This is a genomic window from Acetobacter oryzifermentans, assembly GCF_001628715.1.
GTDB classification, from domain to species: domain Bacteria; phylum Pseudomonadota; class Alphaproteobacteria; order Acetobacterales; family Acetobacteraceae; genus Acetobacter; species Acetobacter oryzifermentans.
Window position 1 is genome coordinate 2,626,301 of the sequence record NZ_CP011120.1, and the last position, 15,724, is coordinate 2,642,024.

General features: G+C 53.8%; 14 protein-coding genes. 6 read left to right on the forward strand and 8 right to left on the reverse strand.

All coding sequences use genetic code 11. The features are described 5' to 3' along the window. Window positions 1–9 precede the first annotated feature (9 nt). Window positions 10–615 (reverse strand): ribosome maturation factor RimP, encoded by a 606-nt coding sequence (gene rimP, locus WG31_RS12405; RefSeq protein WP_006115085.1) that lies wholly within the window; start codon window positions 613–615, stop codon window positions 10–12. Window positions 616–848: 233 nt separating this feature from the next. Here rimP and WG31_RS12410 point away from each other — a divergent pair, with 233 nt between their 5' ends. Genes WG31_RS12410 through WG31_RS12420 form a run of 3 tightly spaced genes read left to right on the forward strand, consistent with a single transcriptional unit; the run spans window position 849 to window position 3,737 of the window. Continuing rightward, window positions 849–1,445 (forward strand): hypothetical protein, encoded by a 597-nt coding sequence (locus WG31_RS12410; protein WP_063354718.1) that lies wholly within the window; start codon window positions 849–851, stop codon window positions 1,443–1,445. Next, a complete protein-coding gene (locus WG31_RS12415) occupies window positions 1,442–2,725 on the forward strand; it encodes an AAA family ATPase (protein WP_063354719.1) in 1,284 nt (427 codons plus the stop codon). The genes WG31_RS12410 and WG31_RS12415 overlap by 4 nt, the downstream gene beginning before the upstream one ends. A gap of 43 nt (window positions 2,726–2,768) precedes the next feature. Continuing rightward, window positions 2,769–3,737: a hypothetical protein gene (locus WG31_RS12420; RefSeq protein WP_063354720.1), complete on the forward strand. Its 969-nt coding sequence runs from the start codon at window positions 2,769–2,771 to the stop codon at window positions 3,735–3,737. A gap of 6 nt (window positions 3,738–3,743) precedes the next feature. Here the strand turns inward: WG31_RS12420 and WG31_RS12425 are convergent, their stop codons facing one another. The 4 genes from WG31_RS12425 to acnA form a co-directional block, all read right to left on the reverse strand. Further along, window positions 3,744–4,658: a LysR family transcriptional regulator gene (locus WG31_RS12425; RefSeq protein WP_035352274.1), complete on the reverse strand. Its 915-nt coding sequence runs from the start codon at window positions 4,656–4,658 to the stop codon at window positions 3,744–3,746. Window positions 4,659–4,869: 211 nt separating this feature from the next. After that, window positions 4,870–6,429: an ABC transporter substrate-binding protein/permease gene (locus tag WG31_RS12430; RefSeq protein ID WP_082823214.1), complete on the reverse strand. Its 1,560-nt coding sequence runs from the start codon at window positions 6,427–6,429 to the stop codon at window positions 4,870–4,872. Continuing rightward, complete coding sequence (locus WG31_RS12435) at window positions 6,426–7,187, reverse strand: amino acid ABC transporter ATP-binding protein (protein ID WP_003624594.1); 762 nt, start codon at window positions 7,185–7,187, stop codon at window positions 6,426–6,428. The genes WG31_RS12430 and WG31_RS12435 overlap by 4 nt, the downstream gene beginning before the upstream one ends. Before the next feature lie 64 nt (window positions 7,188–7,251). Further along, the gene (gene acnA / locus WG31_RS12440) at window positions 7,252–9,945 is read right to left on the reverse strand and encodes an aconitate hydratase AcnA (RefSeq protein WP_035352276.1); all 2,694 of its coding nucleotides are present in this window, start codon (window positions 9,943–9,945) and stop codon (window positions 7,252–7,254) included. Between the two features lie 191 nt (window positions 9,946–10,136). Between acnA and ccmA the strand changes: the two genes are divergently transcribed. After that, window positions 10,137–10,883, forward strand: a complete 747-nt coding sequence (gene ccmA, locus WG31_RS12445) for a heme ABC exporter ATP-binding protein CcmA (protein ID WP_082823215.1) — start codon at window positions 10,137–10,139, stop codon at window positions 10,881–10,883. Further along, on the forward strand, window positions 10,880–11,548 hold the full coding sequence (ccmB, locus tag WG31_RS12450) for a heme exporter protein CcmB (protein ID WP_063354721.1): 669 nt from the start codon (window positions 10,880–10,882) through the stop codon (window positions 11,546–11,548). The genes ccmA and ccmB overlap by 4 nt, the downstream gene beginning before the upstream one ends. Window positions 11,549–11,606: 58 nt before the next feature. Here ccmB and WG31_RS12455 read toward each other — a convergent pair whose 3' ends face one another. Next, window positions 11,607–12,395: a YfdX family protein gene (locus WG31_RS12455; RefSeq protein ID WP_193562067.1), complete on the reverse strand. Its 789-nt coding sequence runs from the start codon at window positions 12,393–12,395 to the stop codon at window positions 11,607–11,609. Window positions 12,396–12,442: 47 nt separating this feature from the next. Further along, window positions 12,443–13,756: a type III PLP-dependent enzyme gene (locus tag WG31_RS12460; RefSeq protein WP_193561113.1), complete on the reverse strand. Its 1,314-nt coding sequence runs from the start codon at window positions 13,754–13,756 to the stop codon at window positions 12,443–12,445. A 184-nt stretch (window positions 13,757–13,940) separates the two neighbouring features. Here WG31_RS12460 and WG31_RS12465 point away from each other — a divergent pair, with 184 nt between their 5' ends. Then, on the forward strand, window positions 13,941–15,011 hold the full coding sequence (locus WG31_RS12465; protein WP_006115095.1) for a YihY/virulence factor BrkB family protein: 1,071 nt from the start codon (window positions 13,941–13,943) through the stop codon (window positions 15,009–15,011). 99 nt (window positions 15,012–15,110) lie between these two features. Here the strand turns inward: WG31_RS12465 and WG31_RS12470 are convergent, their stop codons facing one another. Beyond that, window positions 15,111–15,704: a septal ring lytic transglycosylase RlpA family protein gene (locus WG31_RS12470; RefSeq protein ID WP_063354724.1), complete on the reverse strand. Its 594-nt coding sequence runs from the start codon at window positions 15,702–15,704 to the stop codon at window positions 15,111–15,113. Between the last annotated feature and the right edge of the window lie 20 nt (window positions 15,705–15,724).

Sequence of the window (15,724 nt, forward strand, 5' to 3'; positions counted from 1 at the left end):
GCAGCTTTATCAATGCACCTTGGGCCCGGAAGAATCGTTATCATTCTTCTGGGCGGGATCAGTGCCGGGCGCAGGTTGCACCATACGGGCACTAGCTTCAATCAGAGCATCTGTCAGCACCAGCCGTGCACGCCGGAGTTCTTCCAGCGGCAAGGCAACTTCCGTGCCATCATCCAGACGCATCCGCGCAACAGTTCCATCAGACCCCAGAACCACACCAGAAAAGCGGCGGCGCCCATTTACCGGCAGCAGAACTTCTGCCTTGGCCTGGTGCCCGGCAAAGCGGTTCCAGTCCTTCGCACGGGTAAGGGGCCGATCTATTCCGGCAGAGGAAACTTCCAGCGTCCACGCCCCAGGAATGGGGTCTTCAACATCCAGCACGGCACCTACCGCGTGGCTGATCCGCTCACAATCTTCCACATTAATCAGGGAACCATCTTTGCGATCCGCCATGATCTGCACGGTCGGACGCTCACGCCCCAGCACAGCAACACGCACAATCTCATAACCCATATCCTCAACGGCAGGGGCTATCAGCGCAGCAACGCGAGCTTCTAGGCCAGAGTGAGTAGAAAGGTCTGTATCCAATGCAAAAAAGGCGGCCGTCAAGGCCACCCCCCGAAACGTAAAACAAATTGAGAAGGATGGCTCTTTATGTAAGGGATGTGGAGTGAAACCGCAAGGGTAGAATAAAGCTACTGCCCGCCATGCAAATCTTTACCCTTTATAAAAAACAATTTTACGGGCTGGATGCAAATTGCACATTGCAGGGCACACCGGACATGCTTTTATTAACCCTATTGCGACATATTTGCCATCCTCCACACTGCAAGGGCTGACCTTTCAATATGCACAAAGAGCCAGAACCCGCATGGAAGCCACAACCGCAGCCACAGGCAGCAGATAAACCTTCTGGCGTGCGTATGGCTCTGATTGGGCTGGCAACATGCGTTATCATGGCTGGAGCTGGCGTGCATTTTATGGGCGGTGGGCACGGAAATACCGCCACCCCTGCGGCAGAAAACAACACACAAGATCATGATAACAGCGCCAATCGTATGGGAATCCCCCTTACGCTAATTGCCTCGCAAAAAGCTGCTCAAGCGCTTGCCAAATCCGATTATACGGAACAGGAACAGGCAGATATTCTGGCAGGTATCAAACGGCGAGACATTCGCTTAGTGGCCATGCCTGTTTACGATGCCACAGGCGCAGGAGGCACAATTACGCTTATTTGTGGGCCGTGGCACCATACAGTGCATTTATCCCCCACCCCGCAAACCGTCATTCTGCCCATTACGATCAGTGGCAATGTTGATATCATACCGGCATCAGACCCCGGGCCTACTGGTATTGGAAGCGGTGCCATTACGGTATTCGGCCCACAAACACTGCCGATTATGTATAAAGGGGATACTCTGCCACTAACGGTGATTGCGCAATGAAGGGACTTTTACCCGCCCTAAACCGGCTGATGCCGTTGATGATGGTGATCTTTCTGGTGCTTGCCAGCATACAGATTGCCCTCAGCCTGCATCTTTCCCTGCATTCCATTACGCATGTTTTGCAGTGGTGCGCACCAGCATGGCCGATTTTGGCCGTAAGTGGCATTATACTTACAGTAGCAGGGCTGCTGTTTGAAACACGCGCCGAGAAGCTGGCGCGCAAAGGGCTTTTACGCCGACGGGGATTCATCATGGACGTTCTTGCCAGACTGACCAACCGCGCCGCACTGGAAGAAATGATGGCGCGCGAACAGCGTGAAACCACCATTGATGCGGAAGAACTGGCAGCCAACCTACGCGCCCGCGTTATTGGGCAGGACCAGGTATGCGAGGATGTGGCTGCGCAGTTGCGCCGCCGCCTTGCCTTGCAGGTACGCGGGAAACCAGTAGGTATTTTTCTGCTGGCCGGGCCTCCGGGCACAGGCAAAACCTATCTGGCCAAACAACTTGCCCGCCAACTTGAACGCCCCCTGCTGCATTTTGATATGACACAGATGAGCAGCCCCCACGCAGCAACCCAGCTATTTGGCTCCCCCAAAGGTTATGTGGGTTCAGACACTTACGGAAAGCTGACTGGCGGCCTGAAGGAAAAGCCGGATGCTGTTGTGCTTCTGGACGAAATTGAAAAAGCACATCCGGATGTGTTCAAAAAGTTCCTGACAGCATGGAACGATGGACACATTACCGAGGCCTCTACCGGGCAACAGATTTCTACCGTGCGCGCAATTTTTGTGCTGACATCCAACATTGCAACAGATGCACTAACAGAAATTGCAGACCGCCTACATGATGACCCAGACCGTATGCGCGCCGAATCGGTAGAAGCCTTGCGTCAGGCTGGGTTTGCGCCGGAAGTTCTAAACCGGTTGGATCGTATATTTATCTTCCGTCCGCTACAGGGACTGGATATCGCCCGCGTGGCCGCGCTGGAAATTGAAACCATGATCGAAAGCTACGGCCTGAAAGTGGAAACCGGCGGTATTGATGCCACTCTGCTAATGGACGTTATGCGCCGCCAGAGCCGCATGGGAGATGCTGCCTCTGCCCGAGATCTGGTGCGTTCGATTGAAGATATGATCAGCGAATCCCTGATTGTAGCCCGCCAGCAAGGCGCCAATATGGTGCGGCTGGTAAAGGAAGATGATGGTGCAGTTGTTGCAAAAGTGGCGGACAACCGCACGGATGAAGGCGATGGCATTCATGCGCGCCTGATCCCATAAGCGGCCCTTTACTGTTTATTATTCCGGCACAAGGCTGTTCTGCATGTCTGCTTTTACCCGATTGTGGCAACGCGCTCCTGTTTGGCGTGTAGCGCTGTTTACCGCTGGCGCATGCAGTGTGTTTTCCGTGATGTTTCCTGCCCCTTGGCTAACTTCACGCTTGCCAGCTTATGCAAAACTTACATCCAAAATCAGCCATATGCTGCCTGCTGGTGCACCTTCTGCCGATTCGTCGGAAGATGCACTTCGGCCGGATGAAGATCGGCGCACCGTTTCCGCGCCCCCTATGGATGCACAATTTGAAGGTACGCTTTCTTTTGCGGGCCGCCAGCTTCCCTTACCTGCGGGTAAATGGCACCCTCTCCTGAATTATCAGGATGATGTTGCACACGGGGAAATTCTGACATCCCTTTATGTGCGTTCTGAACAAGGCATTGTAACAGGCTTACTGGTTGCTCAGGCCACCACGCAATCTTTGCCTATTACAGATACGCAGCTTGTGCAGGATGAATGCCACAGCAACTTTAACTTTATGTCAGAAGCCCTCCCGCAAGATGGCACGCATACAGAATGCTGGATGACATCCCCTATTCGAGTAGTGAATAACGTTTTTCTGACATCCAACCCCGCATTACAGGCTTTACTGGGAAGCCCCATGTTTATTCCCCCTGCTGTGCAGCGCCTGACAGGTATGGGCTTTGATCTGCCCCCCGTTCTGGTGGATGCCGGCTGGAATCGGATTGAAAAAAGCAAATCCGGCCCCGGTGTGGATTTCATGAGTGTTCACATGCTGACAAGCCCGGCGGAAGCTGGCAGTAAAATCGTACCAGGTGCGCCAGAAAACTGGTCTCGCGCAGGTATGTCCGATTCGTCTGCTGTGTCAGACTTTGTCCGCCGCACCAACGCATGGCTACGCGGATGGAGCCCTTATCTGCGCCAAGGGTTTGACAGCAAGCTACCGGATACTGCTCTGCCCACAACTGTATCGGCAGATCCGGCGTTTCACGGTTAAAAACCGTTAAACGGCCTGATGCATCTTACCTTCCCGCAAGAGATCTGCGGAAACTTCTATCAGAAAATCCAGAACTGTCCGGGTGCGCAGAGGGAGTGTACGTGGGCCAGTATGCACAGCATAGAATGGCAGAGAAGGAATATTCCAATCTGCAAACAGGCGAGTAAGCCGACCATCGGCAACAGCCTCACGCACCTGAAACTCTGGCAACAGGCCAATGCCCAATCCAGATTCCACTGCATACAACACAGCTTCACTGCTATTGGCACGAAAAACAGCTGATGGTGCAATTACACTTTCTTCACCATCCCGCTCAAAATTCCAATCCAACCGACTAGAGCCGTAATTATATACGACTCCCGGATATTCAGGCAGATCACGCGGGTGCATTGGCGTGCCACAGCGGGCCAGACAAGATGGTGCGGCCACCAACCATTTGCGCACAACGCCCAGTTTACGGGCAATAAGAGAACCCTCGGCTATATCCCCTACGCGCACAGCCAGATCCAGCCCTTCTTCTACCAGATCACCAAATGCATCACGCATAACAACTTCAATAGCCAGATCAGGGTGCCTTTCTAGCAACTCCCCTATCCGCCGTGTCAGACACAATCCAAAAGCTGTGGTTACCCCCAGGCGCACCAAACCAGATACAGAAGCACGACGGCGCCCCAGCACTGTTTCTGCCGTTTCCAGAATTTCCAGCACTTCATAAGCATGCGGAAGAAGGCTTCTGCCATCTTCCGTCATGGTAAGGCTGCGCGTGGTGCGCGCAAACAAAGTTGTACCATAATGCGCCTCTAACAACGCAATATGGCGGGAAATTGTGGGCTGACTAACACCTGTCTCACGCGAGACGGCAGAAAACGAGCCTGTAGCCGCAACGCGAACAAAGCTGTGAAGCGCGGAAAGAAGATCCATTGAAGTCCAGCACTGTTCCTGTGAACACGCGGACATTACATTACAACTTCTTACCAGCAAGAAGTGTATCTAATGTTGCGCGTATTCCTGATTTATCGGCAATTTTGGAACAAGCTGGCAGGTCGCACAACATCCGTCAGGCTCTATTCCGCCATGTGACAGATGCACTTGCATTTGTCTTGCATGACGGAACAGATATCCCAAACAAGTTTTACCGGCGGCGCATATGCGGTTGTGCCAGCTTTTTTTCTGCCATACGTGCCAGACGCACAAAAGGCAGCCCCAGCAACAGATAGGCTGCGCCTACCATCAGCCCTGTTCCGAAATAGTCGAAATAGGAAGAAGACAGACGGATGTAAGTCTGGGTCAATTCTGTCAGCGTGATCACGCTAACCAGTGACGAATCTTTCAATAACGAAATAAAGTCGTTGGTCATAACAGGCATAACCAGACGGAAAGCCTGTGGCACAACCACGTACCGCAATGCCTGAGCGTGCGTCATATTCAGAGCCAAAGCAGCTTCCATCTGCCCATGCGCCACAGATTGCAGGCCTGCGCGATAGTTTTCGGCTTCATACGCCGCATAATTCATACCCAAGCTGACAACGCCAGCCAGAAAGGGGGTAAGGCTGATGCCAAATTCAGGCAAGCCGTAGAAAATGAACAGAACCTGAATCAGCAATGGGGTGCCGCGCACCACTTCCACGTATGTGGTCGCCAACCAGCGGAGCGGTGTAGGGCCGTACAGGCGCAAAAGCGCCAACGCCAAACCCGCTCCAACCGCCAGCACCATCGCACACAAAGAAACCAGCAGAGTCAGCCATGCGGCTTTTGCCAACTGCGGCAGAAACCCAACATAGCGATCCAGCTTAATGCGCCAGCCGCCTTTACCTTCCAGCTCCGCCACATATGCGTTCCACGCCGCAGGCGTAACGTTAAGCGTGGTGTGATCATTGGTGAACTGCGCCATTTCTGGCGTCCACAAATCCCACCGCAGCAATACGCGATGGAGCGTACCATCATGCTGCATGGTTGCCAGGGCGGCATTCACCTTTGTACGCAGGGCTACATTCTGCCCTTTGGCAAAAGCTATGCCATATTCTACACGGCCAATGGGTTCACCCACCACCTGCAAGGCTGGGTTGGTATCACCGTAATATTTGGCAATGGGGCCATCAATCAGAATGGCATCCGTGCGGCCATTCGCCAGATCCATGAATGCATCGGTTTCTTCATCATACGTCCGAAGCTGAACCTTGGCGTTCTCCGTCAGGATACGCTCAGCTTGCGTATCCTTGATTGTGCCAATGGCATGACCATTCAGATCAGCAAGATTTTTAAGTTGCGGGCCATTACGCCGCACCACAATCCGTTCGGATGTGATGTAATATGGATTTGAAAAATCAATACCTTCGGCATGCTCATCTGTCATTTCAATGCCACAGATGACCATTTCATACAGGCCACGCTGCAAGCCGGGAATAAGACCATCCCAATCATTCTGCACGAACTGAAGCGGCGCACCCATGTGCTTGCCCAGCTCCTGCATCAGGTCGTATTCAAACCCGGTCAGCTTGTCCTGATCTTTCAGATCATGGAAGGTATAGGGTACGTCTGATGAAGCATCCGCAGCCCAGCGGATCGGCTTTTCTTCCTGTGCGTATGCCACATGCGCGCCAGCACCCAGCCAACTTGCGGCCAGCAGCAGACAAACACAGCGCAAAAACAAACCCCAAAGGCGTGGCGGGCAATGCTGTGCGTTCTGTTTCACAGAAGTGTCCTCAAAAAGCGGCGTGTCTGTTCATGGGCCGGGTTCACACACAGAACCTCCGGCGGGCCGGATTCAACAATATGGCCACCATCCATATAGACAATGGTATCCGATGCCACTTGGGCAAAACGCATATCGTGGGTGACGATAATTTGCGTCATCCCTTCATCATCAAGGGTGCGCATTACCCCCAGCACTTCTTCTGCAACAATCGGGTCCAGCGCTGATGTGGGTTCATCATACAGCATAATTTCTGGCCGCATGGCCAAAGCGCGTGCAATGGCGGCACGTTGCTGCTGGCCGCCAGAAAGCGAAACTGGGTAGCGTTGCGCCACGCGCGCCAACCCTACTTTTTCCAGAAGAGCCATAGCCTCGGCACGTTCAACTTCTCCGCCCTCACCCTTAACCACGCGGGGGGCCAGTAGAACATTGTCCAGAACTGTAAGATGGGGAAACAGGTTAAAGCTCTGGAACACCATGCCCACGTGAGTGCGCAAGCGGTGTGCCATATGCTCATCTGCGCGACGCCAGACAGCATCTTTACGCTCTATGGTCACCCCCATGGCGGTTATCTTACCGCTATCGGGAATTTCCAGAAAATTCAAACACCGTAGAAAAGTGGATTTTCCGCAACCGGATGGGCCAATAATAGAAACCAGCTCACCCTTTCGCACCTGCATGGATACACCACACAGGACATCCCCTTCGCCGAAATTTTTGTGCAGATGTTCCGCACTCAAAACGACTGGGTCTTCCACAGAAAACGCCGACCCGGTGCGTACCGGGTCGGCATCTCGACGTTCACCTTGAACGAAATGGTTCTCAGGCAGCTTTCGTCATCCCTCGCAAGACGTACTGAAGAATGCCACCATGCCTATAATACTCGACTTCGTCTAGAGTATCGACACGGCAAAGCAGTGGTACTTCCTGCGTGGAGCCGTCATTTCTTGTAATTGTCATAATTACATCCATGCGCGGCGAAAGTTTATCAACACCCTTGATGCTGATCACCTCGTCACCCTTCAGACCAAGGGTCTTACGGGTTGTGCCATCCTTGAACACCAGCGGCAGAACGCCCATGCCCACAAGGTTGGAACGGTGGATACGCTCAAAGCTTTCAGCAATAACGGCCTTTACGCCCAGCAGCAGGGTGCCTTTTGCGGCCCAGTCACGGGAAGAACCCATGCCGTATTCCTTGCCACCGATGACCACCAGCGGAGTGTGTTCCTTTTTATACTCCATGGCCACATCGTAAATGGCGCCTTCCTTCCCATCTGGGAAGTGCTTGGAATATCCACCTTCCGTACCCGGCAACATTTCGTTTTTGATACGGATGTTGGCAAAAGTACCACGCACCATCACGCGGTCATTCCCACGACGGGAGCCGTAAGAATTGAAGTCTTTCGGTTCAACCCCGTGTTCCATCAGGTAACGACCAGCCGGTGAATCCTTTTTAATGGAACCAGCCGGAGAGATATGGTCGGTCGTGATGTTATCACCCAGCAGGGCCAGAATACGCGCACCTTCGATATTGCCGGGAGCTTTAGGCTCAACGTCCATATGCTTGAAGTACGGCGGATCCTGCACGTAGGTAGATTTTGGATCCCACTTATAGGTTTCAGAACCCGTAGCAACCTTCAGGCCCTGCCATTCTTTTGTGCCCTTGGACACGTTCTTGTAACGGTTGATAAACTCGTCACGGCTGATGGCAGAAGCAATAAGGTCTGCAATTTCCTTATTGGTGGGCCAGATATCCTTCAGGTAAACTGGCTTGCCATCCTTGGATGTGCCCAGCTGTTCCGTTGTAATATCTTGCCGCATGGTACCCAGAAGGGAATATGCAACCACCAGCGGCGGGCTTGCCAGATAGTTGGCCCGAACGTTGGGGGAAATACGGCCTTCAAAGTTACGGTTGCCAGACAGGACAGAAACAGCAACCAGGTCGTTGTTTTCAATCGCATCCACAATATGGGAAGGCAGCGGGCCGGAGTTACCGATACAGGTGGTGCAACCATACCCAACGGTATTGAAGCCCATGGCATCCAAGTCTGTCGTGAGGCCAGAACGGTTCAGGTAATCTGTAACAACCTGAGACCCCGGAGCCAGAGAGGTTTTCACCCAAGGCTTAGGCTTCAGGCCCAGAGCGCGTGCTTTACGGGCAACCAGACCAGCCGCAATCAGCACAGCCGGATTGGATGTGTTGGTGCACGAGGTAATGGCGGCAATAACAATATCGCCCTGCCCCAGATCATAGTTTGTTCCGGCAACCGGCACCTTTTTATTGGCATCGTTGGCGGCCACGCCCAAAGAGCTGGTCAGTTCTTTTTCAAACGCAGTTTTGGCGCTTTTCAGCTCCACGCGGTCTTGCGGACGCTTGGGGCCTGCCAGAGACGGCACAACCGTGCTGAGATCCAGCTCCAGAACATCCGTAAAGACGGGTTCCGGTGTTTCGTGCGTGCGGAACATACCTTGTGCACGCAGGTATTCTTCAACCAGCTTAATGCGATGTTCATCGCGGCCAGTCTGACGCAGGAAGTCCAGCGTAAGCGCATCAACCGGGAAGAACCCGCAAGTTGCACCATATTCCGGAGCCATGTTGGCAATGGTTGAACGGTCAGCAACCGGCAGATGATCCAGTGCCGGGCCAAAGAATTCAACAAACTTACCAACCACGCCTTTTTTGCGCAGCATCTGGGTAACTGTCAGCACCAGATCGGTAGCTGTTGCGCCTTCTGGCAGCTTGCCTGTCAGTTTAAAGCCGATCACATCCGGGATCAGCATGGCAATGGGCTGGCCCAGCATTGCGGCTTCAGCCTCAATACCACCCACACCCCAGCCCAACACACCCAGACCGTTGATCATGGTGGTGTGGCTGTCTGTGCCGTAAAGGGAATCCGGGTAAACGTATTCCTTACCACCAACATTGGCAGTCCATGCCACCTGGGCAATGTATTCCAGGTTCACCTGATGGCAGATACCCGTATCTGGCGGCACAACAGAGAAGTTTTCGAAAGCTTCCTGGCCCCAGCGCAGAAAGGCATAACGTTCTGCGTTGCGTTCAAATTCCAGAGTGATGTTTTCCTGCAGCGCTTCTTTTGTGCCTGCATAGTCCACCATCACGGAATGATCGATCACAAGGTTGACCGGAACCATTGGGTTCACCTTCTGCGGGTCCCCCTTCAGGCTCACAATCCCATCGCGCATGGCTGCAAGATCCACCACACCCGGCACGCCGGTGAAGTCCTGCATCAGAATGCGTGAAGGCTTGAAAGGCACTTCCTTGCTGCTGCTGCCTTTTGGCAACCAACCTGCAATGGCCTTGGCGTCATCTACATTGTAGGAGCGCCCATCTTCAAACCGCAGAATATTTTCCAGAAGAACCTTCAGCGAAACCGGCAGGCGGCTTACGTCGCCAATGGTTTTTGCCGCTTCGGGAATGGAAAAATAATGGTAGGTCTTGCCGTCAACCTCAAGGGTGCGGCCTGTCTTTAGCTTATCGTGCCCAACCGTTTTCATAATCGCTCTCTCCCCGATCACAGCCGATGGCTGGTGATGCGTTCAGGACACCGTAAACATGCCATTCGGCGCCGAGTGCCTGCCTGATCTGCCGGGCAACCGGCTTGATATCCCGTTGGGCCTAGAACATACCGGCAGTTGGAAAAGGCACAAGGCGGGGAGCGACCACGAGAACGCGAGCACCCCGGCTTTTGCGGCCTTGCACGGTAACAATAAGGAGAAGTGTTATCGCCGACAGTCCTTTCCCTGCCGGGCACTCTGCCCCAACCAGGCCTGTAACTGGTGCATTTCCGGCACTTTATGCTGAGGATCTTTGTGTTTTCCGTGGGGAAAGACTGGTACTGGACGGTATCAGCTTTCAGATGGAAGCCGGAGCCGCCATGCTGCTAACCGGCCCTAATGGTGCAGGAAAATCCACTTTGCTGCGCGTTCTGGCGGGCCTACGCAAACCCGATTCCGGCCAATTGCTCTGGCATGGCGAATCGGTTTTTGCAGATCGCGCGGCCCATGCCAGCCAAGTGGCCTATCTGGGACATCAGGATGCGCTTAAGCCGGGGCTGACTGTAACCGAAAACCTCGCATTATTCGCACGTGCAGGCCAAGGTGACATGCAGGAGGCCCTTGAGGCCATGGATCTGCTGCCACTTGCCAATCTGCCAGCCCGCCTACTTTCTGCTGGACAGAAACGGCGCACGGCGCTTGCGCGTGTTTTGCTGGCCAATGCGCCTTTATGGTTGCTGGATGAACCTAGCCTTGGCTTGGATACCAATGCCATTACCCTGTTAGGACAAGCCCTTACAGCACATAGGCAACAAGGCGGGTTGGTGATTGCCACCACACATGTGCCCTTACCGCTAGAAAACGTGCAGCCCCTTACATTGCCGGGCGCGGGCGATTCGGCTGCTTCCACCTTTTGCCAGCAGGAGGATGACGCATGATCGGGCTGTTTTGGGCCATTGTTGGGCGTGACCTGCGCCTTGCCCTCCGGCATGGGGCAGACACAATGGGGGCCATTCTCTTCTTTATTGTTACGGCCACCCTGTTCCCGCTTGCTCTTGGCCCCTCCCCAGAATTGCTGCGCCATATGGCGCCCGGCATTATCTGGGTTTGCGCCCTGCTGGCTGCTCTTCTGCCACTAGATCGGCTATTTGGTGCGGAGCTTGAAGATGGATCACTGGATCAGCTCCTACTTCTGGGCGTTCCAGCCTCCCTTGTCGCCTTAGCCAAAATAACTGCACACTGGTTGACCACAGGCATTCCCCTGCTTTTGGCCGCCGTACCATTGGCCGCCATGCTGGGCTTGCCAGCTTCTGCCTTGCCTGTGCTTTTGGCCGGGCTTTTCCTTGGATCTGTCGTGCTATCTCTGATTGGGGGGATGGGCGCATCTATTGTGCTGGGCGCACGACGCGGTGGTGTGCTGCTACCACTGCTTACGTTGCCTTTGGCAACACCTGCGCTAATTTTTGGAGCTGCGGCTATTGATGCCGCATCAACCGGCCTACCTTGGCAACCAGATTTGGAACTTTTGGCAGCCTTTGTGGTGGGGGCTCTCCCACTCTGCCCGCTGGCAGCCGGTGCTGGGCTGAGAGCCGCCGCAGAATAATACGCATCTGCTGTTATGGCCCTTTGAATAGGCCATAACAGCAGCATATTTGGCAAAATTACTTAGATGTATTGCCAGATGTCGTCTGCTGATGGCTGACAGCCTGAATATCAACAGAGGCATAACGCACAGAATTTTCCGCATCACGCAGGGCTTCACTTGCCTTGTACGGATCGTTCTTGATGAACTGTGCAGCGTGGTTCACGTCCTGCCGTGTCTGTTCCAGCGGCACAGCAGCAATGACGTAATCTGCATCCACCCCAGAAACTTTTAGCACTTCAGAAGCGCGGTCCGGGTCACCTGCACGCAGATGACGGTTGGCCGCGGCAACAGCTGCACTTTTTTCTGTTGTGGGTTCAACTGTTTCATCCAGAACCAGTTCGCCATCAATCGGCAACCAAGCCACAGGCGTAGTGCTGCCCGTGCCTTTTTTAGCTGTCTGAGCCTGCTTGGTTTTCACCGGCATCAGTTCAGCTTCTGCTTTCTGGAAAGCAGTATTATCGGCCCGTGCCCGATCCAACGCCTGCTGTGCGCTTGTAATCAGGGTTTTAGCCCCTTTGAGATCACCATCAAAAATGGCGCGGCGTGCCAGCATCAGTTCTTCAAACGCTGTGTTCCCATCGTCTGAAAGGCGGCCGAAATCCTGCGTTGCCGCAGATGTTGCAGCATTTGTTGCAGGCACAGCGGCCGTAGATGCTGCCTGCTGCTGTGCCCATGCTGGCGCAACAGCCGTTGTTGCTGCCAGTAGAGCGCCCAACAGCATACCCGTTTTCTTCATGATTTCTCCCTTTCTGAACGCCATCCATAATGGCCTTGTTTGCGTTCTAATTGTTGAGCGAGAAAGCACGAAAGCAAAGGCAGGCAAACACAAGGCTGGCCTGCCCTCACATCGGATCAGATATAATGCTCGGTTAATGGCGCAAAACCATTAAACCCCGTCGCACAGTAAGTGGAGACATAAGCACCGGCCCCCAGCAGATCGACCTGTTCCCCCGCAGCTAAGTCCAGCGGCAGTTCGTAATGCGTTTTCTCGTACATGATATCCGCACCATCACAGGTTGGCCCGGCCAGCGCCACACGCCCTGTTGGAGAACCATCCCGACTGGTGCGAATCGCGTAACGAATGGATTCGTTTTCTGTTTCCGCCAAGCCGCCAAACCGCCCGATATCCAGATACACCCAGCGCAGCCCATCCTTACGCCCACGCGCACTGACAAGCACAACTTCCGAGCGCACCACACCGGCTTCACCCACAATAAAACGACCAGGTTCCACCAACATTTCTGGCAATGCATTGCCAAAGTGCTCTGTCATGGCGCGGAAGATGGCCGTAGTGAAGTGATCGATTTCGGGCACATCATCCCGGTAGCGGATGGGAAAACCGCCCCCCAGATTGACCATGCGCAAATCCAGCCCGGCAACACTTAAATCTGTAAACAGAGCCGCCGCACGGGCAATGGCAACCTCATAAGCTTCTGCAGAAAGCTGCTGGCTGCCCACATGGAAGGAAAGCCCATACGGATCCAGCCCCAGTTCTCTGGCTGCCAGCATCAGTTCCTTGGCGGATTCGACGGTAGTGCCAAACTTGCGGGAAAGTGGCCATTCTGCCCCGTAATTATCCACCAGAAGGCGGCAATAAACGCGGCTTCCCGGTGCGTGTGCAGCCAGTTTTTCCAGCTCTTCCCGGCAATCAAAAACAAACATCCGCACACCGGCTTCATAAGCAGCACGGATAGCAGAAACCTTTTTAACCGTATTCCCAAAGGAAATGGCATCCGGGCTGGCGCCTGCCTGCAGGCATAGGGAAACTTCTTCCCACGAAGCGGCATCAAAGCAGGAGCCAAGCTCAACCAACCGCCGCAGAATAGGCTGCGCTGGATTAGCTTTAACGGCATAGTAAATACGAGCCTGCGGCAAAGCTTTGCCCAATGCATGATAGCGGTCTGCTACGGCATCCACATCGAGAACAAGACAAGGCGTTGCCGGCTTTTGCTCGGCAAGAAAACGGGTGATTTTGGGATTCATATCCCCACTCCCCCAGATCAGGCTCCTCCGCCTGAACAGCGCGGAGAAGGACGTTGCGAAACGGTCTAACGGACCAGCGACCAAAGGCAGATGCACGAAACATCCCGATTGCCAGAACGCTTGACGTCGTTGCGTAACCTCAGAGGGCCAGTGGCACGTGCGTTGCTGCGTAGGGGCGTGCATATGAGGCCAAAGCGCAACAAGTGCAAGTCAAAAACATTCAAAAAACAAAAAAACATGGCACTTGGCCATCATGCCCGATAAGACAAGGCAAGCTTTATACACGGCATTTATGCTCGTTTTTGGCAAAAGCATGCAGAGTTAACTTTTTGTTCCTGCAAGAAAGCATGCCTCTTTACCGCACACCATGCCGTTATTGTTTTGGTGTGCTGCTACAAGTTTATCGCTGGTGCCGCAGAAGGTGCCTCTTACCTTAACGAAGGACGCTCCAATCCCGATGCAGGTTATCTGTCAGCCCGATACGCGCCCATCTGTGCACCCGGATTCTCACTCCCACACGATTCATGAAAACGTGCAACCCAATTTTTCTCGCCCTTCTGAACTGGGGCGGAAAGATTGGAAGATTATTTTACAGCGCACAGTTAAAAGCCTTATTTCAGGCCCCACCACGTTGGTGGCCGCTGGTTGCGCATTTTATACCACGCTCTCCCTATTTCCGGCCATCAGCTCCCTGATCTCCATTTATGGGTTGGCTTTTGATGTGCAGACCGTGGCGCCACAGATGGAAGTCTTGCGCAACCTGCTGCCACCCAATGCCTTCACTCTGCTTTATGATCGTGTGCAAACACTGGTAGCTGAGCCGCCCTCATCTCTCACATTCAACCTGATTATTTCAGTCAGCGTGGCTTTGTGGTCTGCCTCTGCGGCAACGCGGTCTATTATTTCTGCCTTGAATATCGCGTATAATACACGTGAAAATCGTAATTTCTTTATATTTCAGATTACTGCCTTTGCCCTTACTCTTTGCGGCATTCTGGGCGCAGTGCTTACTTTGGCCCTTATGGTAGCCATGCCTCTGCTGCTTAACCTTCCGGCATTGCTACACATTCCCACTCCTCCCGGTTCCATTGAATTTATGGCCCGGTGGAGCGGCCCGGTGGTGATGTTTACATTTGAAACTCTGGCTCTTTCCGCACTGTACAGATTTGGCCCCAACCGGCACATTTCCACCCAATGGCGCTGGGTTCTGCCCGGAGCCGTCTGCTCCACGTTAACGTGGATTGCGGCATCACTCGGCTTTTCCTACTACGTGGCACATATTGCCAGTTACAGCGCCACTTATGGGCCACTAGGGGCCTTTATCGCCATTATGATGTGGTTTTTTGTAACCGCATGGGTGGTACTTATGGGGGCTGAACTGAATGCTGAGATGGAAAGCTACGCCCGTGGTATTACACGGCAGCCTCTGGAAGTTTGATCAGCCAGAATCCAGACATCATCAAAAGGGGGTATCCTGATCAGGATACCCCCTTTTGATTCTCTACAATGCTTTTTGTAAAAACCTGCCGTATTCGTCTTAACGGCGGTGACGTGCCCTATGAAGAGGGCGTGCTGTGTGCGGTGCGGTGTCCTGCAAGGAAAGGCTGCTATCAGCCAAACCACCTTCATCTGGCGCAGATGCCACTTCAACCGGAGCGGGCTCTACCCGCACATGGGCAATACCACTGTTCAACATCCCCAATTCCGCGGCTGCGGCTTTGGAGACATCAATAATACGGCCACGGCTATAAGGCCCACGATCATTGACTGTAACCACCACAGAACGCCCAGTATCCTCCGAAACAACCCGGAGCTTGCTGCCCAGTGGCGCTGTTGGATGTGCGGCTGTAAGGCTGGCCTTATCAAACCGTGCACCAGAAGATGTGCGCCGGTTATGGAAGCGCCCCCCATACCAACTGGCCACACCTTTTTGAAAAATGCGCTGCGCCTTATTTGTATCAGAATCCGCAGTGGCGACTGTCTGTGCGCTACGCCCAGCCAATGCACGGCGGACAGAATCTGCCCACTCCGTGCCACCTTGCCCGGCCTCTGCTGCCTGAACAGCGGAAGCCGACAAAAGAGAAGACATAACAAACACACTTCCAAGAAGTGCCCGGCGCAGGGCTGACATCCGCCTGTTTACTCCATTTT

Coding starts and splice junctions, on each gene's coding strand:
- WG31_RS12410 (WP_063354718.1), top strand. CDS start 849: ATGCACAAAGAGCCAGAACCCGCATGGAAGCCACAACCGCAGCCACAG.
- WG31_RS12415 (WP_063354719.1), top strand. CDS start 1,442: ATGAAGGGACTTTTACCCGCCCTAAACCGGCTGATGCCGTTGATGATG.
- WG31_RS12420 (WP_063354720.1), top strand. CDS start 2,769: ATGTCTGCTTTTACCCGATTGTGGCAACGCGCTCCTGTTTGGCGTGTA.
- WG31_RS12425 (WP_035352274.1), bottom strand. CDS start 4,658: ATGGATCTTCTTTCCGCGCTTCACAGCTTTGTTCGCGTTGCGGCTACA.
- acnA (WP_035352276.1), bottom strand. CDS start 9,945: ATGAAAACGGTTGGGCACGATAAGCTAAAGACAGGCCGCACCCTTGAG.
- ccmB (WP_063354721.1), top strand. CDS start 10,880: ATGATCGGGCTGTTTTGGGCCATTGTTGGGCGTGACCTGCGCCTTGCC.
- WG31_RS12460 (WP_193561113.1), bottom strand. CDS start 13,756: ATGCACGCCCCTACGCAGCAACGCACGTGCCACTGGCCCTCTGAGGTT.
- WG31_RS12465 (WP_006115095.1), top strand. CDS start 13,941: ATGCCGTTATTGTTTTGGTGTGCTGCTACAAGTTTATCGCTGGTGCCG.
- WG31_RS12470 (WP_063354724.1), bottom strand. CDS start 15,704: ATGTCAGCCCTGCGCCGGGCACTTCTTGGAAGTGTGTTTGTTATGTCT.